This window comes from Proteus penneri (genome assembly GCF_022369495.1).
In the GTDB taxonomy this organism is placed as follows: domain Bacteria; phylum Pseudomonadota; class Gammaproteobacteria; order Enterobacterales; family Enterobacteriaceae; genus Proteus; species Proteus penneri.
The window spans coordinates 3,727,418-3,746,179 of the sequence record NZ_CP059690.1; the positions used below are offsets into that span (position 1 = coordinate 3,727,418).

General features: G+C 39.8%; 16 protein-coding genes and 4 tRNA genes. 19 read left to right on the forward strand and 1 reads right to left on the reverse strand.

Annotation, left to right across the window (positions count from 1 at the left end; translation table 11 throughout):
- Positions 1–72: 72 nt before the first annotated feature.
- From trxA to H1225_RS16965, 19 genes are all read left to right on the forward strand, one after another.
- Positions 73–399 (forward strand): thioredoxin TrxA, encoded by a 327-nt coding sequence (gene trxA, locus H1225_RS16875; protein ID WP_006535838.1) that lies wholly within the window; start codon positions 73–75, stop codon positions 397–399.
- 565 nt (positions 400–964) lie between these two features.
- Complete coding sequence (gene rho, locus H1225_RS16880) at positions 965–2,224, forward strand: transcription termination factor Rho (protein ID WP_023583649.1); 1,260 nt, start codon at positions 965–967, stop codon at positions 2,222–2,224.
- A gap of 398 nt (positions 2,225–2,622) precedes the next feature.
- Positions 2,623–3,711, forward strand: a complete 1,089-nt coding sequence (gene wecA, locus H1225_RS16885; RefSeq protein ID WP_072064615.1) for a UDP-N-acetylglucosamine--undecaprenyl-phosphate N-acetylglucosaminephosphotransferase — start codon at positions 2,623–2,625, stop codon at positions 3,709–3,711.
- Between the two features lie 24 nt (positions 3,712–3,735).
- The gene (wzzE, locus tag H1225_RS16890) at positions 3,736–4,803 is read left to right on the forward strand and encodes an ECA polysaccharide chain length modulation protein (RefSeq protein WP_109399702.1); all 1,068 of its coding nucleotides are present in this window, start codon (positions 3,736–3,738) and stop codon (positions 4,801–4,803) included.
- Between the two features lie 119 nt (positions 4,804–4,922).
- The gene (gene wecB / locus H1225_RS16895) at positions 4,923–6,053 is read left to right on the forward strand and encodes a non-hydrolyzing UDP-N-acetylglucosamine 2-epimerase (protein WP_006535832.1); all 1,131 of its coding nucleotides are present in this window, start codon (positions 4,923–4,925) and stop codon (positions 6,051–6,053) included.
- A complete protein-coding gene (gene wecC / locus H1225_RS16900) occupies positions 6,050–7,312 on the forward strand; it encodes a UDP-N-acetyl-D-mannosamine dehydrogenase (protein ID WP_109399701.1) in 1,263 nt (420 codons plus the stop codon). Before wecB ends, wecC begins: the two co-directional genes overlap by 4 nt.
- Positions 7,309–8,376 carry a dTDP-glucose 4,6-dehydratase gene (rffG, locus tag H1225_RS16905; RefSeq protein WP_109399716.1) on the forward strand — a complete coding sequence of 356 codons (1,068 nt, stop codon included), beginning with the start codon at positions 7,309–7,311 and terminating at the stop codon, positions 8,374–8,376. Before wecC ends, rffG begins: the two co-directional genes overlap by 4 nt.
- A 19-nt stretch (positions 8,377–8,395) precedes the next feature.
- Positions 8,396–9,277, forward strand: a complete 882-nt coding sequence (gene rfbA, locus H1225_RS16910) for a glucose-1-phosphate thymidylyltransferase RfbA (protein ID WP_072064612.1) — start codon at positions 8,396–8,398, stop codon at positions 9,275–9,277.
- Positions 9,255–9,968 carry a dTDP-4-amino-4,6-dideoxy-D-galactose acyltransferase gene (gene rffC, locus H1225_RS16915; protein ID WP_006535826.1) on the forward strand — a complete coding sequence of 238 codons (714 nt, stop codon included), beginning with the start codon at positions 9,255–9,257 and terminating at the stop codon, positions 9,966–9,968. Before rfbA ends, rffC begins: the two co-directional genes overlap by 23 nt.
- A 1-nt stretch (position 9,969) precedes the next feature.
- Positions 9,970–11,100 (forward strand): dTDP-4-amino-4,6-dideoxygalactose transaminase, encoded by a 1,131-nt coding sequence (rffA, locus tag H1225_RS16920; RefSeq protein ID WP_072064610.1) that lies wholly within the window; start codon positions 9,970–9,972, stop codon positions 11,098–11,100.
- Between the two features lie 2 nt (positions 11,101–11,102).
- Positions 11,103–12,359 (forward strand): lipid III flippase WzxE, encoded by a 1,257-nt coding sequence (wzxE, locus tag H1225_RS16925; RefSeq protein WP_109847972.1) that lies wholly within the window; start codon positions 11,103–11,105, stop codon positions 12,357–12,359.
- Entirely contained in the window at positions 12,356–13,441 is a 1,086-nt protein-coding gene (locus H1225_RS16930; protein ID WP_161669515.1) for a TDP-N-acetylfucosamine:lipid II N-acetylfucosaminyltransferase, read from the forward strand. The genes wzxE and H1225_RS16930 overlap by 4 nt, the downstream gene beginning before the upstream one ends.
- Entirely contained in the window at positions 13,438–14,805 is a 1,368-nt protein-coding gene (gene wzyE, locus H1225_RS16935) for an ECA oligosaccharide polymerase (protein ID WP_006535820.1), read from the forward strand. Before H1225_RS16930 ends, wzyE begins: the two co-directional genes overlap by 4 nt.
- A complete protein-coding gene (gene wecG, locus H1225_RS16940) occupies positions 14,805–15,542 on the forward strand; it encodes a lipopolysaccharide N-acetylmannosaminouronosyltransferase (RefSeq protein ID WP_072064606.1) in 738 nt (245 codons plus the stop codon). The genes wzyE and wecG overlap by 1 nt, the downstream gene beginning before the upstream one ends.
- A 227-nt stretch (positions 15,543–15,769) precedes the next feature.
- Positions 15,770–15,846: transfer RNA gene (locus H1225_RS16945), tRNA-Arg, on the forward strand.
- 64 nt (positions 15,847–15,910) lie between these two features.
- A tRNA-His gene (locus tag H1225_RS16950) sits at positions 15,911–15,986 on the forward strand.
- A gap of 22 nt (positions 15,987–16,008) precedes the next feature.
- Positions 16,009–16,095, forward strand: a tRNA-Leu gene (locus H1225_RS16955).
- A gap of 28 nt (positions 16,096–16,123) precedes the next feature.
- Positions 16,124–16,200, forward strand: a tRNA-Pro gene (locus H1225_RS16960).
- Positions 16,201–17,141: 941 nt separating this feature from the next.
- Positions 17,142–17,459, forward strand: a complete 318-nt coding sequence (locus H1225_RS16965) for a hypothetical protein (protein WP_109399694.1) — start codon at positions 17,142–17,144, stop codon at positions 17,457–17,459.
- 82 nt (positions 17,460–17,541) lie between these two features.
- Here the strand turns inward: H1225_RS16965 and hemY are convergent, their stop codons facing one another.
- Positions 17,542–18,762, reverse strand: coding sequence for a protoheme IX biogenesis protein HemY (hemY, locus tag H1225_RS16970; RefSeq protein WP_072064604.1), 1,221 nt, complete (start codon positions 18,760–18,762; stop codon positions 17,542–17,544).

An 18,762-nucleotide genomic window follows, 5' to 3' on the forward strand; every position in this document is an offset into this window, starting at 1 on the left:
CTGAAATGCAGACAGACTTTTGTTATTTAATGTTACACTGGTACGGTCAATATTATTCTTTGGAGTAGAACAATGAGCGATAAAATCCTTCACTTATCTGACAGCAAATTCGATGCTGATGTATTAAATGCAACCGGCCCTGTGCTTGTTGATTTCTGGGCTGAATGGTGTGGCCCATGTAAAATGATTGCTCCTATTCTAGATGAAGTTGCAACAGAATACGCTGGTAAATTAACAGTTGCGAAGTTAAACATCGATCAAAATCCGCTGACAGCACCAAAATACGGTATTCGCGGTATTCCTACACTCATTTTATTCAAAAACGGTGCAGTTGCTGCGACAAAAGTAGGCGCATTGTCAAAAACTCAACTGAAAGAGTTTTTAGACGAAAATATCTAATTTGATTTAGATATCAAAAATAAAGCAGGACGTTTAGATCTTGTCAGTATTTCTGTTATTGACCGCTAGACGTCCGCTTCGAAGCATGATAAGTTAGCGCCACTTACTTACATAATATATCGAATCTACTTGTCAATATGATTAGACATGATTAAATAAGTCTGAGATATTGAATATCAAGCGTGCAAAGTAATAGAATTGAATAACATGATATGATATTTAATCTAATATGATATTTAATATAAGTAATCTGAATTCATCTAACCAGTCAAGTTGCCTTAGAATAATCTATAGTATTCAAGGGATATAAATTTTCCAAAGTATGTTCCTAACCCATAAGTTGAAAGTACACTCATGCATCGCGAAAATGAATGTCACTTCTCTGGGATAAAGCAGACTGGTCTAATAGTATTAACACTCTCTAACATTATCATTTTAGTTATACCCTTATGTTAGAAAGTTATAATCTGTAATTTTACACATGACGAAACTGACAGCAATTTGCTGTTATACTATTCACGTTCATAGTTCGAGAGTTACCCCGAGTTATTAAGAACCCACCATTATGAATCTTACCGAATTAAAAAATACGCCGGTATCAGAACTGATAGCACTTGGCGAAAATATGGGGCTAGAGAATCTGGCTCGAATGAGAAAGCAAGACATTATTTTCTCTATCTTGAAGCAACACGCGAAAAGTGGAGAAGATATTTTCGGTGACGGAGTGCTGGAAATATTGCAGGATGGCTTCGGCTTCCTGCGTTCCGCAGACAGTTCCTACCTTGCTGGTCCCGATGATATCTACGTTTCTCCAAGTCAAATTCGCCGTTTTAACCTTCGCACTGGTGACACCATCGCAGGGAAAATTCGTCCTCCTAAAGAAGGTGAACGTTATTTTGCCCTCCTAAAAGTTAATGAAGTTAACTTTGATAAACCAGAAAATGCCCGTAGTAAAATCCTCTTTGAAAACTTAACACCTCTACATGCTAATAATCGTTTACGCATGGAGCGTGGTAATGGTTCAACAGAAGACTTAACTGCGCGTGTTCTTGACTTAGCGGCACCAATTGGCCGTGGTCAACGTGGTCTTATCGTTGCCCCACCAAAAGCAGGTAAAACCATGTTGCTGCAGAACATTGCAGCCAATATTGCTCATAACTACCCAGATTGCGTATTAATGGTACTTCTGATTGATGAACGTCCAGAAGAAGTGACAGAAATGCAACGCTTAGTTAAAGGTGAAGTTATTGCCTCAACTTTTGATGAGCCCGCTTCTCGCCACGTACAAGTTGCAGAAATGGTGATTGAAAAAGCGAAGCGCTTAGTTGAGCATAAAAAAGACGTTATCATCCTGTTAGACTCCATCACACGTTTAGCGCGTGCTTATAACACGGTTGTTCCTTCATCAGGTAAAGTGTTAACAGGTGGTGTGGATGCAAACGCATTACATCGTCCTAAACGTTTCTTCGGTGCTGCTCGTAATGTTGAAGAAGGTGGTAGTTTGACTATCATTGCAACAGCATTAGTCGATACGGGTTCTAAGATGGATGAAGTTATCTACGAAGAATTTAAGGGGACAGGTAATATGGAATTACACCTGTCTCGTAAGATTGCTGAAAAACGAGTTTTCCCAGCGATTGATTATAATCGTTCTGGTACACGTAAAGAAGAGTTACTGACGTCTCAAGATGAGCTACAAAAAATGTGGATCCTGCGTAAAATTATTCATCCAATGGGTGAAATTGACGCAATGGAATTCCTCATTAATAAGTTAGCAATGACTAAGACCAATGAAGAATTCTTCGACTTTATGAAACGTTCATAAAATGTATTAACAAAGTGATTGAGCTGAGAATAGAATTAAAATAGTGTGCTCTATTATAGAATAAGTAATATCACCTCAATTTATATGCTGTTAAGCTCGTTTACTTTGTAAGAATGACGATATGATGAAAACGCCACAATAGTTGTGGCGTTTTTTGTTTTTTATGGATGTAATCCAAATTTAGATTGCAATATTTTAGTGAGATATTGGTATATATATTGCATGTTTTAGTAATTGATAAAAATAGCGATGGCATCAATGAAAATAGTTAAGGAAAACTTATAATTGATGAAGGGTGGTGGGTTTCGAATAAACTCGTCGTGGTGAGGCTGGAAAAAAGAATAAAAACACATGGATGGGTAAAATAACCAGCTATATTTATTATAGAGAACAGTACTGTGGATATACTAAAAATGAGCACAAGCGTTTTTTATGTGTTCTTATTTTCTTTCGCATTTTTATTCTTGGCTCGTAAAATTGCAAAAAAAATAGGACTCGTGGATAAACCGAATTATCGTAAAAAACATCATGGATTGATCCCCCTCGTTGGCGGAATATCAGTCTATTTTGGTATTGTTTTCGCATTTTATATTTCAGATATCTATATTCCTCATAAGGAATTGTATCTGGCATGTGCGGGACTTCTTGTTTTTATCGGCGCATTAGATGATCGCTTCGATATTAGTGTCAAAATTAGAGCAACAATTCAGGCTTTTGTTGGGATCGTGATGATGGTGGGCGCGGGTTTAAAACTCGACACGCTAGGTCATGCTTTTGGTCCTTGGGAAATGCATTTAGGGCCTTTCGGTTATATTGTTACACTTTTCGCGGTTTGGGCAGCAATCAATGCCTTTAATATGGTTGATGGTATTGATGGGTTATTAGGCGGTCTTTCTTGTGTCTCTTTTGGTGCACTTGGTATTTTATTATATCAAGGTGGCAATTCCGCTCTTGCATTCTGGTGCTTCTCATTTATCGCGGCAATTTTACCTTATATCTTTTTAAACTTAGGCGTCTGCGGTAAAAAATTCAAAGTCTTTATGGGTGATGCAGGAAGTACACTGATTGGCTTTACTATTATTTGGTTATTGGTCGCATCAACACAAACCCAGCCTCGCCCAGTTAAAGCTGTCACTGCATTATGGATAATTGCTATACCTCTTATGGATATGGTAGCAATTATGTATCGTCGTTTACGTAAAGGAATGAGTCCTTTCTCTCCAGACCGTCAACATATTCACCATTTGATTATGCGTGCAGGTTTTACCTCCCGCCAAGCTTTCATTTTGATTACACTGTCAGCCGCGTTATTAGCCGCGATTGGTATTATCGGTCAGAACCTATCATTTGTCCCTGAATGGTTTATGTTGGCATTATTCTTGCTTGCATTTGTTATGTATGGTTATTGCATTAAACGCGCGTGGCGAGTCGCTCGTTTTATTAAACGACATAAGCGTCGCTTACGTAGAGCAACACAACAGCATTAATATAAGCAGAGGTTTTTTAACGTGATGAACTCGGAAAATAACGCCTCCCGACAGGGTGATCAGCCAGATAATGAACTCGATATTCGAGGTCTTTTTTGTGCACTTTGGTCAGGAAAAAGCTGGATTATAGGGTTCGCTCTGCTTTTTGCCGTGATTGCACTGGGTGCATCTTATTTGATGCAGCCTAAATGGAGTGCGATCGCAATGACAGAGAAACCAACGATTAATAACTTAGGTAGTTATTATTCGCAATCTCAATTTTTGCGCAATCTTGATACACAAATTAATCCAGCCGCACAAACATCTGCTTTAACTATTTCAGATGAAGCTTATCAAGAATTTATTACTCAGGTTGCTGCGTTTGATACACGTCGTGAGTTTTGGCTGCAAACGGATTATTTTAAACAGCGCAAAGAGAGTGATGAACAGGCTAATGCTGCATTATTGGATGAATTAATTAACAATATTCAATTTACGCCTGCCGATGAGAAAAAATTAGTTAATGATCAACTGAAACTTATCGCAGAAACGTCAAAAGAAGCGAGCCAATTATTAAATGAGTATATTGCTTTTGCTAATAAGAGAGCGTCTACCCATCTTAATGATGAAGTGATAACAGCTTGGTCAACTCGAACTCAATCAATGAAAGCGCTAGTTAAACGTCAAGAAATGGCGGCTCAATCTGCGTATCAACGCCAAATTAACTTATTAGAGCAATCAATTAAAGTGGCTGAGAAACAAGGTATTTCTCAAAAACAGACCTCGATTGCGATTGATGAGTTACCGGATTCTAAATTGTTTCTGTTAGGTGTTCCTCTGTTGCAATCACAGCTAGAAACTTTAATTGCAACAGGTGCTGATTTTGATAGTGATTATGATCAAAATACGGCAATGTTAGCGACCCTTACTGTGGGCGCAAAATTACAAGACAACTTCCAAACTTACCGTTTTCTACGTACCCCTGAAGATCCTGTAAAACGAGATAGCCCTCGTCGTGCCTTTATGATGGTACTTTGGGGCGCTATTGGCGTTTTAGTGGGTGCAGGTGTTGCATTAGTAAGACGCAGTTCATTAAAAAATAATAATAATTAAATTTTGTCATTGATGACAATAACGAGACATCAGGTGTTTCGGCACCTGATGTTTTGAGAATAAGGGCATATTGCTTTCCCAAAAATAAGCAATATAACAATGAAAAAAAGAGAGCCACTGTGAAAGTGTTGACTGTTTTTGGCACACGCCCTGAAGCGATAAAAATGGCACCTTTAGTGCACGCTTTAGCAAATGATGATTCGTTTGAAGCGAAGGTATGTGTTACGGCCCAACATCGAGAAATGCTTGATCAGGTATTAAATCTTTTTGAGATCAAACCAGATTACGATCTCAATATTATGAAACCAGGACAAGATTTAACGGATATTACCTGTCGTATTTTAGAAGGGTTAAAACCAGTATTAGCGTCATTTCAACCTGATGTTGTTTTAGTACATGGTGATACAACAACGACCATGGCAGCAAGCTTAGCCGCATTTTATCAACGAATTCCAGTTGGTCATGTGGAAGCTGGATTACGTACTGGCAATCTTTACTCTCCTTGGCCTGAAGAGGCAAACCGCACCATTGCAGGACATCTTGCAATGTATCATTTCGCACCAACAGAAACTGCAAAATTAAATTTGGTACGTGAAGCGGTTGCGGATAAAAAGATTTTTGTCACGGGAAATACGGTAATAGATGCGTTATTTTGGGTAAGTGACAGAGTGATGGGCAATCAAACACTCTTAAATGAGCTTGCTGTACACTATCCATTTATTCAGCCTGACAAGAAAATGATCTTGGTAACAGGACATCGTCGAGAAAGCTTTGGTGGTGGTTTTGAACGGATTTGCCAAGCTTTAGCTGAAATTGCATTAGCACACCCTGATGTTGAAGTTGTTTATCCTGTTCACTTAAATCCAAATGTGAGTGAGCCTGTTCAACGTATTCTTCACGGTATTGACAACATTAAACTAATACAGCCACAAGATTATCTCCCATTTGTTTATCTAATGAACCATGCTTACCTTATTCTGACCGACTCTGGTGGAATTCAAGAAGAAGCCCCTTCATTAGGTAAGCCAGTTCTGGTAATGAGAGACACGACAGAGCGCCCAGAAGCTGTTGAAGCAGGCTCTGTTCGTTTAGTGGGAACAGATACTAAACGTATTGTTAGCGAAGTAACCTCTTTATTGACAGACGAAAATGCGTATCACCAAATGAGTAAGGCGACAAACCCTTATGGTGATGGACATGCCTGCCAACGTATTCTTGAAGCATTGAAAAAAAATCAGGTGACATTATGAGTTTTGAAACTATTTCTGTTATCGGCCTCGGCTACATTGGTTTACCTACAGCGGCAGCTTTTGCCTCTCGTAAAAAAAGCGTCATTGGTGTTGATGTTAATCAGCATGCTGTTGATACAATTAATAAAGGTCAAATTCACATTGTTGAGCCTGATCTCGATAAAGTCGTTAAACAAGCGGTTGAAGAAGGCCATTTAAAAGCCTATACCACGCCACAGCCAGCAGATGCTTTCCTTATTGCAGTACCAACACCGTTTAAAGGTGAACATGAGCCTGATTTGGCTTATGTTGAATCGGCGGCTCGTTCTATCGCACCTGTACTGAAAAAAGGTGATCTTATTATTCTAGAATCGACGTCACCTGTTGGTTCTACTGAACAAATGGCACAGTGGTTAGCTGAAGCTCGTCCAGATTTAACGTTTCCTCATCAAGACGGTGAAGAAGCAGATATTGATATTGCTTATTGTCCTGAGCGTGTATTACCAGGCCAAGTTATGATTGAGCTTATTCGCAATGACCGAGTTGTTGGTGGAATGAACCGTAAATCCTCCGAGCGTGCGAGTGAGTTATACAAAATTTTCCTTGAGGGTGAATGTGTTATCACCAATGCGCGTACCGCAGAAATGTGTAAGCTAACGGAAAACAGCTTCCGTGATGTGAATATTGCATTCGCTAACGAATTATCGCTGATCTGCGCTGAGCAAGATATTAATGTGTGGGAACTAATTAGCTTGGCGAACCGCCATCCTCGCGTCAATATTTTACAACCAGGCCCAGGCGTTGGTGGACACTGTATCGCAGTTGACCCTTGGTTTATCGTGTCACAAAATCCAAAACAATCCCGTTTAATTCACACTGCGCGTTTAGTCAATGATGGCAAACCTGTGTGGGTTATCGATCAAGTTAAAGCTGCGGTTGCAGATTGCCTGACTGAAACTGGTAAACGTGCAAACGAAATTAAGATTGCCTGCTTTGGTTTAGCTTTTAAACCTAACATTGATGATTTACGTGAAAGCCCAGCGATGAATATCACTAAACAAATCGCAGATTGGCACAGTGGTACAACATTAGCCGTTGAGCCAAATATTCATGAGCTACCAACAAAACTGAAAGGGATCACAGAGTTAGTATCAACAGAACAAGCATTAAAAGATGCTGATATTGTCTTAATGCTTGTTGATCACCAACAATTTAAAGCGATCCCGGGTAGTAAAGTGACTCAAAAATGGATTGTAGATACTAAAGGAGTATGGCGTTGAAACGCATTCTAGTGACAGGTGGAGCCGGTTTTATCGGCTCTGCTGTTGTTCGACATATTATTGAAAATACCAATGACAGCGTTGTTGTGGTGGATAAGCTGACTTATGCTGGTAATTTAGAGTCATTAGCAACTGTTGCTGACAGTGAACGCTATGCCTTTGAGCAAGTCGATATCTGTGATAGCGCTGAGCTTGATCGCTTATTTGCTCAATATCAGCCAGATGTTGTGATGCACTTAGCGGCCGAAAGCCATGTTGACCGCTCTATCGATGGTCCGGCTGCGTTTATTGAAACCAATATTGTGGGGACTTACACCTTATTGGAAGCGGCTCGCCGCTTTTGGCAAGCACTGCCTGAAGGGAAGAAAACAGCGTTCCGATTCCACCATATCTCAACAGATGAAGTGTATGGCGATTTAGAAGGTACAGATGACTTCTTTACTGAAACTACACCTTATGCACCAAGTAGCCCATATTCAGCGTCGAAAGCTTCAAGTGACCATTTAGTTCGAGCTTGGCTACGCACCTACGGTTTACCCACCGTGATCACGAACTGCTCAAATAACTATGGCCCTTATCATTTCCCTGAAAAATTAATCCCATTAATTATTCTAAATGCGATTTCAGGAAAACCATTACCTGTTTATGGTAAAGGTGAGCAGATCCGTGATTGGCTCTATGTTGAAGATCATGCTCGCGCCCTCTATTTAGTCGCAACAACAGCAACACCGGGTAAAACCTACAATATTGGTGGTCATAATGAGCGCCGTAATATTGATGTTGTTAAAACGATTTGTGCACTATTAGAAGAGTTATATCCAGCAAAACCAGAAGGTGTTGCTCAATATGTCGATCTCATCACTTATGTGAAAGACAGACCCGGTCATGACCTGCGCTATGCGATTGATGCGGCAAAAATTGAAGCTGAATTAGGCTGGAAACCCGCAGAGACATTTGAATCAGGCATTCGTAAAACAGTTTTGTGGTACTTAAATAACGAAACATGGTGGAAACGTGTGTTAGATGGCTCTTATGCAGGCGAACGTCTAGGGCTTGGAAACTGATTAAGTAAAAGGATAAATGATGAAAGGTATTATTCTAGCGGGTGGCTCTGGTACACGACTGCATCCGATAACCAAAGGGGTATCGAAGCAGTTATTGCCTATCTATGATAAGCCCATGATCTATTATCCGCTTTCAGTTCTAATGCTTGCCGGTATTCGGGATATTTTGATCATCACAACACCCGATGATATGACTTCATTTCAGCGCTTATTGGGGGATGGCTCTGCATTTGGTGTTCATCTTCAATATAAAATACAGCCATCGCCAGATGGCTTAGCTCAAGCGTTTATTTTAGGTGAAGAATTTATTGGCGATGATCATTGCTGTTTAGTGTTAGGCGATAATATCTATTTTGGTCAAGGGTTTAGTCCAAAACTAAAACAAGTTGCTCAACGTGAACGGGGAGCAACAGTTTTTGGTTATCAAGTCATGGATCCTGAACGATTTGGTGTTGTTGAATTTGATGATGATTTCAAAGTACTGTCGATTGAAGAAAAACCAGAACAACCTAAATCTAATTGGGCTGTAACAGGGCTTTATTTCTACGATAACCGTGTGGTGGATTTTGCTAAAAAAGTAAAACCCTCTATTCGTGGCGAACTAGAAATTACGTCGATTAATCAGATGTATCTTGAGTGTGGTGAGCTTAATGTTGAACTGTTAGGGCGTGGTTTTGCATGGTTAGATACCGGCACTCACGACAGTTTAATTGAGGCCAGTACTTTCGTTCAAACCGTTGAAAAGCGCCAAGGATTTAAAGTGGCGTGTCTTGAAGAGATTGCTTGGCGCAATGGATGGCTCAATGATGACCAAGTAAGAGAAAGTGCAAAATCGCTGTCTAAAACGGGTTATGGTCGTTATCTATTGGATTTATTACATGTCCGTCCTCGCCAATATTAATTATCTTGAGTGGGAAAGTGAATTTTTCTCCCTCAAAACAGGGCGCCTTGAGTTTGATATACAAGCGCCCGTGTTAACAGGCGAACAGCTTGATGCTTTTGCTGTGGTTCAAGCTAAAATCGCATCTCATGAGCTTTCTCTCATCGATAAACTCAGCCAATTAGGTTTTCAATTTGCGGAAGGTGAAATTGATTTTAAACTTTCAATTGGCATAGAAAATGCTTGTAAGAATGCGCCTGAATGCTGTTTTAGAAAAGCCAATGAAGATGATATCGATTTATTGATGGCAACAGCCTCAGAAGCTTTTGTACAAAGCCGTTTTAGAACACCTTGGTATCAAGAAGGTGATAGCAGTCGTTTTTATGCATTATGGGTTAAAAAAGCCGTACTAGGCACGTTCGATGATATCTGCTTACTGACTTATGATATTGACAATAACATGAGTGGTTTTGTCACTTTACGTCGTCTATCTGAAAGTGAAGCAAGAGTGGGATTACTTGCGGTAATGCCCAATAGAACAGGACAAGGCATTGGTAAACAACTGATGTCGGCCGCGAAGTTTTGGTGTCAACAGCAAGGTATTTCAACCCTATATGTTGCAACACAAATCAGCAATATTGCAGCTTCGCGTTTATACACACACAGTGGGGGCTTAATAGAGAGCACCACTTATTGGTTATACAGGGGATAATATGATTCCGTTTAATAAACCACCCGTTGTCGGCACCGAATTAGAATATATGAAACAGGCCATGGAAAGTGGCAAGCTCTGTGGCGATGGCAATTTCACAAAAAAATGTGAAAAGTGGTTAGAAGAACAATTTCATTGTCATAAAACGCTGTTAACGCCATCTTGTACTGCATCGCTTGAAATGGCTGCTATCTTATTAGATATCAAGCCAGGCGATGAAGTCATTATGCCGAGTTTTACCTTTGTTTCGACCTCTAATGCGTTTGTATTACGTGGAGCAACGATTGTTTTTGTTGATATCCGTCCAGATACCATGAATATCGATGAAACAAAAATTGAAGCGGCGATTACAGAAAAAACTCGTGCTATCGTGCCTGTTCATTATGCAGGTGTTGCCTGTGAAATGGATACCATTATGGCGATTGCGAAAAGACATAACCTGTTCGTGATTGAAGATGCGGCACAAGGTGTTATGTCAACTTACAAGGGTAAGGCTCTTGGTACGATTGGTCATATTGGTTGTTATAGTTTCCATGAAACTAAAAATTACTCATCAGGCGGTGAGGGTGGGGCAACGTTAATTAACGATCCTGATTTAATCAATCGCGCAGAAGTTATTCGTGAAAAAGGCACTAACCGTAGTCAATTTTTCCGTGGCCAGGTAGATAAATATACTTGGCGTGATATTGGTTCTAGCTACTTAATGTCAGATTTACAAGCAGCCTACCTGTGGGCTCAACTTGAAGAAGCCGAAAAAATTAATGAGCGTCGTTTAGCATTTTGGCAGATTTACTATGATGCATTAACGCCATTAGCGGAAAAAGGCTTATTGGCGCTTCCAATCGTTCCTGAAGGGTTAGAACACAATGCGCATATGTTCTATATCAAACTGAAAGATATTGAGCAACGTAGTGCGTTTAATGACTATATGAAAGCGCATGGTGTTTTAACGGTATTCCACTATGTGTCACTACATACCAGTCCAGCAGGTATGAAATTTGGTCGTTTTGATGGTGAAGATATTTTCACTACACAAGAAAGTGAGCGTTTAGTGCGTTTACCTATGTTCTACAATATGACAGAAGAAGAGCAGCAGACTGTTATTGGCCATATTCGCGATTTCTTTGCTTAATTATGTCATTAGCCAAAGCATCAATTTGGACAGCGGGATCAACCCTGATAAAAATCGGGGCTGGTCTGCTTGTCGTTAAGTTACTTGCAGTCTCTTTTGGTCCAACAGGAGTCGGGTTAGCGGGTAACTTTCGTCAATTAATTACCGTACTCGGCGTCTTGTCTGGTGCGGGCATTTTTAATGGTGTGACGAAATTAATCGCACAATATCAAGATGATGATATTCAACGTAAAAAAGTGTTGGGTACTTCATCATCCATGATTTTGCTATTTTCCACACTATTGGCTATTTTATTTCTTCTTTTTTCTGCCCCCATTAGCCAAGTGTTATTTGGTGATAATTATCATCAATATCAGGATATTGTAAGAGCCGTTGCTTTTATTCAAATGGGGATAGCATATAGCAACTATTTTCTTGCCATATTAAAAGGTTATCGTGACGCAGCAGGTAATGCCTTATCTGTGATTGCAGGTAGCATTATTGGTGTTGTTGCTTATTATTTGTGCTATTTGTTTGCGGGTTATCACGGTGCATTGATTGGATTAGCATTAGTTCCAGCACTTATTTTATTTCCTGCTACATTTTTAGTAGTCAAGCGTAAACGCTTCGCTTTCAGTGAACTTAAACCTCATTGGGATAAAGCGATAGCAAGTCATCTTGGTAAGTTTACCATTATGGCAATACTGACCTCGATTACATTACCCGTCGCTTATATCATGATGCGTAATTTACTTGCTGAGCACTATAGTTGGGAAGACGTAGGGATTTGGCAAGGGGTGACCAGTATTTCAGATGCTTATTTGCAGTTTATTACCGCATCGTTCTCAGTTTATTTACTGCCAACACTCTCCCGATTAACGCAAAAGAGTGATATTACCAAAGAGATTGTTAAGTCACTGAAGTTTGTATTACCCGTGGTAGCGGTTGCGAGTTTTATGGTGTGGTTATTACGTGATTTCGCGATTTGGTTACTGTTTTCAGATAAATTTGTCGCTATGCGTGATTTATTCGCATGGCAACTTGTCGGTGATGTTTTAAAGGTAGGCGCTTATGTCTTTGGTTATCTCATCATTGCAAAAGCGGCACTGCGTTTTTATATCCTTACAGAAGTCAGTCAATTTGCCTTATTAACGCTATTTTCGCGTTGGCTTATTCCTGAACATGGCGCACTAGGTGCCGCTCAAGCCTATATGGCAACGTACATTATTTACTTCCTTCTCTGTAGTTCCGTTTTCGTGATTTATTGCAGGCGCAAATGACAACTTTGATTTACGTACTAGGTTCAGACATTGTGCATCATAACAACACAATGTTACGTTTTTTTAACGACCACCTCGTGACTGAGGCGGGGTTAATGTATAAACCTCGTTTTATCGTTGCCAGTAAAAATACTTCACTGCAAGAAAGCTATCCAGCTTTAGATATTGAGTGTTTAGTCGATAAAAAGCAGGTTGCACAGAGAGTGGTCACATTGGCAAAAGCCGATACTCACCAACGATTCCTTTTTTTAGGTCAGTTTAATGCACCTATTTGGTTGGCATTATTAACAGGTAAAATTAAACGTCATCAATTTTGGTGGCATATTTGGGGTGCTGATTTGTATCAGGATTCTAAACAGCTAAAATTTAGACTTTTCTATCTTCTTCGTAAACTCGCTCAAAAACGCGTGGGGCGAGTATTTGGTACACGAGGTGATCTTAACTACTTCGCGCAATTTAACGTTAATATTCCTGCCAATTTACTCTATTTCCCAACAAGAATGGATCCTGCGCTTACGGTGACAGAAAAAACGCCTATTGATGAAAAACAACTTACCATTATTGTGGGTAATTCAGGGGATAGCTCGAATCGCCACATTGAAGCGTTACAGGCAATTGCAGAGCAATATGGAACACGTGCAAAAGTGATTATTCCAATGGGATATCCTGAAAATAATCACGTTTATATTGATGAAGTCGCTCAAGCCGCTAGCCAGTTGCTTCCCTATAATCAGGTTGAAATATTACGTGATAAATTGGTATTTGATGATTATCTAGCGTTATTGAAAACATGTGATTTAGGTTATTTTATTTTTCATCGACAACAAGGTATTGGCACCCTTTGTCTGCTTATTCAATTTGCGATCCCTTTTGTTATTAGCCGTCAAAACCCGTTTTGGCAAGATTTAACAGAACAGAATGTTCCAGTCTTTTTCTCAGGTGATAAATTAGATGTTGCGCTAATTGAAGAGGCTAAACGTCAATTGTTGATACTTGATCGCCAAAATATTGCCTTCTTTGCGCCTAATTTTACGGACGGTTGGAAAGCGTTAATTGAGATGAGTACAGGAGAGCCGCAATGACATTGGCGGAACTGGGTGGCTTAACACTTGTTTATTTTATCTCTTTAAGTTTTATTTTATTACTGACTTATCAAGAGTTTCGTCGAGTTCGTTTTAATTTTAATGTTTTTTTCTCAATGCTCTATCTGCTGACTTTCTATTTTGGCTTTCCACTAACTTGTATGTTGGTATTCCAATTTGATGTCGCAGTTGTACCCGTTGACTCATTATTATACGCGCTATTAGCCTCTACCAGCTTCTATGCCATTTATTATGTAACTTATAAGGTAAGACTGAGAAAATCGGTTGACGGCCCTTCTAGGCCGTTATTTACGATGAATAGAGTAGAGACCAACCTCACTTGGATTTTATTAGCATTAATTGCCTTTGTAACTGTGGGTATTTTCTTCCTACAAAATGGTTTTTTACTTTTTAAGCTCAAAACATATAGCCAAATTTTTTCAAGCCAAGTATCGGGTGTGGCGCTTAAGCGCTTTTTCTATTTCTTTATTCCCGCCATGCTGGTGGTCTATTTCTTAAAACCGACTCAACAGCGCTGGATTTTCTTCCTTTGTGCAACGGTGGGTTTTGGGATCTTAACTTACATTATCGTGGGAGGAACCCGCGCTAATATCATCATCGCTTTCGCGCTGTTTTTGTTTATCGGTATTGTTCGCGGCTGGATAACCTTGTGGATGCTGGTTGCAGCAGGAGTGATGAGTATTGTTGGCATGTTTTGGCTGGCATTAAAACGTTATGGGCTTGATGTCAGTGGTGCCGAGGCATTCTATACGTTCTTGTATCTCACTCGCGATACGTTCTCTCCTTGGGAAAATCTAGCTTTGTTACTGAATAATTATGACAAGATTGAGTTTCAAGGGCTTGCGCCAATCATTCGTGATTTCTATGTCTTTATTCCTTCTTGGGTATGGCCAGAACGCCCTGACGTTGTGCTGAACTCGGCAAATTACTTTACATGGGAAGTGCTTAATTACCATGCGGGGCTTGCCATTTCACCGACTTTAATTGGCTCATTAGTTGTAATGGGAGGTATTGCCTTTATCCCATTAGGTGCAATTGTTGTAGGACTGATTATTAAGTGGTTTGATTGGCTATATCAGCAAGGGCTCAATGAAAGCAATCGTTATAAATCGGCTATTTTGCAAGCGTTCTGCTTTGGGGCTATTTTTAATATGATTGTTTTGGCGCGGGAAGGTGTTGATTCTTTCGTTTCTCGCGTTGTGTTTTTCTGTTTAATTTTTGGTTTATGTTTGGTGGCCGCCAAACTGCTTTATTGGCTATTTGAAAGTGCGGGATTAGTGCGTAATTACGTAACCCGCCAAATACAAAGTGAACTTCGTTGTTTAGAGAAAAAGGAAAAGTAATGGGATCCAATTCAATTCCGAAGTATTCAATCCGCGGACATAATATCTGGGGATTTCGCGATATGGCTCATTTTCTGGATTATCTCTATGAAGGAGCACAAATAAAAAGCGGCTCTTTGATTGCCATTAATGCAGAAAAAATTCTCACAGCAGAAACAGACTTTGCACTCAATGAGCTACTCAATGAAGCGGATTATCTTTATGCCGACGGTATCAGTGTCGTGCGAGGTATTCGTCGCAAGTATCCTGATGCAAATGTTTCTCGTATTGCAGGTGCAGATTTATGGGAAGCATTAATGGAAAGGGCGGGTAAAGAGGGAACGCCAGTCTTTCTTGTTGGTGGTAAACCTGAAATTCTTTCTCAAACCGAAAATAAGCTTAAAGCACAGTGGAACGTAAATATTGTGGGGAGTCAGAACGGTTACTTCACACCACAAGATAGAGAGGCGTTATTTGAGCGTATAAAGGCCTCTGGTGCGAAGATAGTGACTATTGCCATGGGATCACCGAAGCAAGAGCTATTTATTCGTGCGTGTCGTGAAATTTATCCTGATGCTTTATATATGGGCGTTGGCGGAACTTATGACGTATTTACAGGTCATGTTAAAAGAGCACCGAAAGCATGGCAGAACCTTGGCTTAGAATGGTTATATCGTTTGTTATCACAACCAAGCCGAATTAAGCGTCAATTTAAGCTACTAAAATTCGTCGGGTATTATTATTCCAATAAATTGTAGTCGTAATAGCGTCTTTTTTTGTTAGACGGAGCTGATTAAATAATTTATTCATGCTTTTATCTAGCATCTTGGTTGTTTAATTATTATACTGACGGAGCGTTTAGTGTGTAAAAGCGCTCCATTTATCGACGAAATGCACAAACTATCGTCAAACAAACTTTTTTTTTCAAAAAGCACTAGACAGACAGAGCGTAAATCCGTACTATCCTCTCCCGCAACGGCGTGAAGCGCCCGTAGCTCAGCTGGATAGAGCGCTGCCCTCCGGAGGCAGAGGTCTCAGGTTCGAATCCTGTCGGGCGCGCCATTAAAGCGTGCTAAGAGTTACGGTGAAGAACGTTGTTGTAAGAAGTAATAAGATAGCTGTTATGGTGGCTATAGCTCAGTTGGTAGAGCCCTGGATTGTGATTCCAGTTGTCGTGGGTTCGAGTCCCATTAGCCACCCCATCTTATCTTAGTTATTGTTTATGCGAGGGTGGCGGAATTGGTAGACGCGCTAGCTTCAGGTGTTAGTGTCCTAACGGACGTGGGGGTTCAAGTCCCCCCCTTCGCACCAATAAACAAGATAAGAGCAGTGATGCAGACGGCGAGTAGCGCAGCCTGGTAGCGCAACTGGTTTGGGACCAGTGGGTCGGAGGTTCGAATCCTCTCTCGCCGACCAATAAGAAAAAGCCTCGATTATATCGAGGCTTTTTCGTATCTACGATTTAGCTTTTTAAAACCCGCCATACTTTTTCTACATCTACATCTACATCTACATCTACATCTACATCTACATCTACATCTACATCTACATCTACATCTACAATTTATGTTTTTTATTTCGTGTTATGTGTTTCAGATAAGAAAACTAAAATGATGCTTTTAACAGAAATATCGTTCTTATCACTTAAGAGTTATTAATAATTTAATTTATTGCTGAATTTTAATCTTCAAAAAAAGATGAATTAAATACATAAAATAATAGATAGTAATTATATGAAATATAAGTCTTTTATTTTATTTGTCGGCAAATGCCAACACTCGCTACTTTGGGTGTCTCCAATAGGAGACATGTAATACATTGATTTTATAGGGTTAAATATTGGTTGTGTTTTTCTTGTCGTGAAAAAGAGACGTATATCAGACACTATATTTTCTTTTTCTACTTAGCAATAGCGTGTTGGAAGTACAGGTCGTCGCTTATTTATCATTGAAAATGAGTAGAGTCAGAAAGGAAGAGCAGAATTCAATAAGTTACCTTACTTTTTTAGGGATAGGTGATATTTTTAATAAAAAATGAAAAATTGGCACGCTAAATGCTTTATGTATATTGTAGATGCTCATTCCACTCCTTATGACAGCATATGACTTCATAAACCTAGGAATGATGCAGAGCCGATTATTCGGTGCCTACGTCCACGTTAACGATGAACATCATTCATCATCAACAGGACGAAACGTTGAGTGAGGCACCATCCGTCTGTAGACCTGATTGTATATTTATGCGCCTGTATAGTTTTATACAGGCGTTTTTTTATATACCAACCACACATCCATTTTGTATTCACTGCATTAACACGCTATTATCCAGTGCAAGGGGAGATTGGGGATAGCATCAATATGATAAATAAGCAAAAAGCATATCTTGCACAAGAAAAACTCTTTCTTATAGAGAAGTTTGGCCCATTATTGTTTTTTTTGATCCCTCTTATCATGCTCATTATAGGTGGCAAATCATGGGCTAAATATGTGGTTTTTCTTTGTCAGGGGATCGCACTGATTTATATCGTCGTGTTTTATCAAGCGAAAAAACATTATTTGGCATTTAAGCAAGAAAATGAGAAGGGAATACCCACTCGCTTTTATCGTATCGCTTGGGTGTATGTGTTTTTGACTCTATGTGTAGAAGTGGTGTTGTTATTTCAACGAGGCTTTTAAATCACATAAAAAAACCCTCAATAAAGAGGGTTTTTAGATCAGTTAATTAAACGATTTATGATCACGTTCTCATCGAATGTGTTTATTTACTTTTTTTAGGCTCTTCAAAAATGACAGAGTCTTTTTTCAGTGTCATTAATAAAGCATCTTTACGCACTTTCGCCGACTCTTCAGATTTTTTCTGTTTATCTAATGCATCAGCAAGCCACGCAAAATCATGAACATCAGGGCGTTGTTTTAATGCATTACGAAAAGCCTCTTCAGCTTGACCCCATTGCCCTTGTTGCATTGCTATCTGACCTAATGTGCTATTGAGTAATGGTGTTGGCCCATGCTGTTTAATTAATGAATTGAGTACTTTCAAAATCACACTGGCATCTGTATTTTTTAAACGAGGTAATAGTAGGATCAAACGCTCGTCATATTGGCGTTTAATGCCGTCTAAGATGATCGTTTGAGCGCTATCAGGATCGTTGCATTCAATAAGGTGTTCAGCTAAAACAACACGTAATGCATTATCGTGATGCACTTTACGAGGCTGCGCTTTCCACCAATTTTTCAGTCCATCACAGCCATTTTCGGACATCTTCTGCCCCATAATGCCAATGTAGGCTTTTTGGCGTAATTGAGCGAGTTCATCATCCGTGTGTAATGCAATTTTTTGCATGGAAGGAATGATATCAAGCAATGCTTGCCAAGCAGCGGTTCGGGTATAAGCCGTTTCAGCTAAACGTAAAACCTCAGGATGGCGAGGTGCTTGATTTAATAATTCATCAACGCCAGTACGCGCCGCATGATTTTCATTTTGCGCCAATAAAATACGCACCCGTGTAATATCAACTGGAAGTTGATTGGTATCGGCAAGCTCAGCTGCGCGTTCAAGGTGTTGCTGAACTCGGAATTCATCACCGCGCTGTTGTGCTGCTTCTGCTGCTAATAGGTAGTTTACAACTGGCTGTTCAGCATAGTCTGCGTTGCGACTCATCAGTTTTTCAACTTCTTTAAAATCACCTTCCGCTAATTTCATTAATGCCATACTGGTTTGTTTGCGCGCACGATTACGTTTACGGAAAGAAAACCAACTATAGGCTTTTGAGCCTGTACCAATAAAGCGACGATAACTCCAACCAATTAGTAGTAGTGCTAATTGTAGCAAAACAAACATAATGACCAAGCTGGTTACACTGGTTTCAATATCCCAATCATCAGTTTGTATAAGCACATAACCTTGATGGCCTGCCAATAGTGGGCCAAAAATGATACCCGCAATAAGCACCACAAAAAGGAGCAGTATTTTTAACAT

Bases quoted from the DNA above. Each gene is read 5' to 3' on its own strand.
- rffA (WP_072064610.1), top strand. From the start codon at position 9,970: ATGATTCCGTTTAATAAACCACCCGTTGTCGGCACCGAATTAGAATAT.
- H1225_RS16930 (WP_161669515.1), top strand. From the start codon at position 12,356: ATGACAACTTTGATTTACGTACTAGGTTCAGACATTGTGCATCATAAC.
- trxA (WP_006535838.1), top strand. From the start codon at position 73: ATGAGCGATAAAATCCTTCACTTATCTGACAGCAAATTCGATGCTGAT.
- wzxE (WP_109847972.1), top strand. From the start codon at position 11,103: ATGTCATTAGCCAAAGCATCAATTTGGACAGCGGGATCAACCCTGATA.
- rho (WP_023583649.1), top strand. From the start codon at position 965: ATGAATCTTACCGAATTAAAAAATACGCCGGTATCAGAACTGATAGCA.
- wecG (WP_072064606.1), top strand. From the start codon at position 14,805: ATGGGATCCAATTCAATTCCGAAGTATTCAATCCGCGGACATAATATC.
- wecC (WP_109399701.1), top strand. From the start codon at position 6,050: ATGAGTTTTGAAACTATTTCTGTTATCGGCCTCGGCTACATTGGTTTA.
- H1225_RS16965 (WP_109399694.1), top strand. From the start codon at position 17,142: ATGATAAATAAGCAAAAAGCATATCTTGCACAAGAAAAACTCTTTCTT.
- rffC (WP_006535826.1), top strand. From the start codon at position 9,255: ATGTCCGTCCTCGCCAATATTAATTATCTTGAGTGGGAAAGTGAATTT.
- wzyE (WP_006535820.1), top strand. From the start codon at position 13,438: ATGACATTGGCGGAACTGGGTGGCTTAACACTTGTTTATTTTATCTCT.
- wzzE (WP_109399702.1), top strand. From the start codon at position 3,736: ATGAACTCGGAAAATAACGCCTCCCGACAGGGTGATCAGCCAGATAAT.
- rfbA (WP_072064612.1), top strand. From the start codon at position 8,396: ATGAAAGGTATTATTCTAGCGGGTGGCTCTGGTACACGACTGCATCCG.
- hemY (WP_072064604.1), bottom strand. From the start codon at position 18,762: ATGTTAAAAATACTGCTCCTTTTTGTGGTGCTTATTGCGGGTATCATT.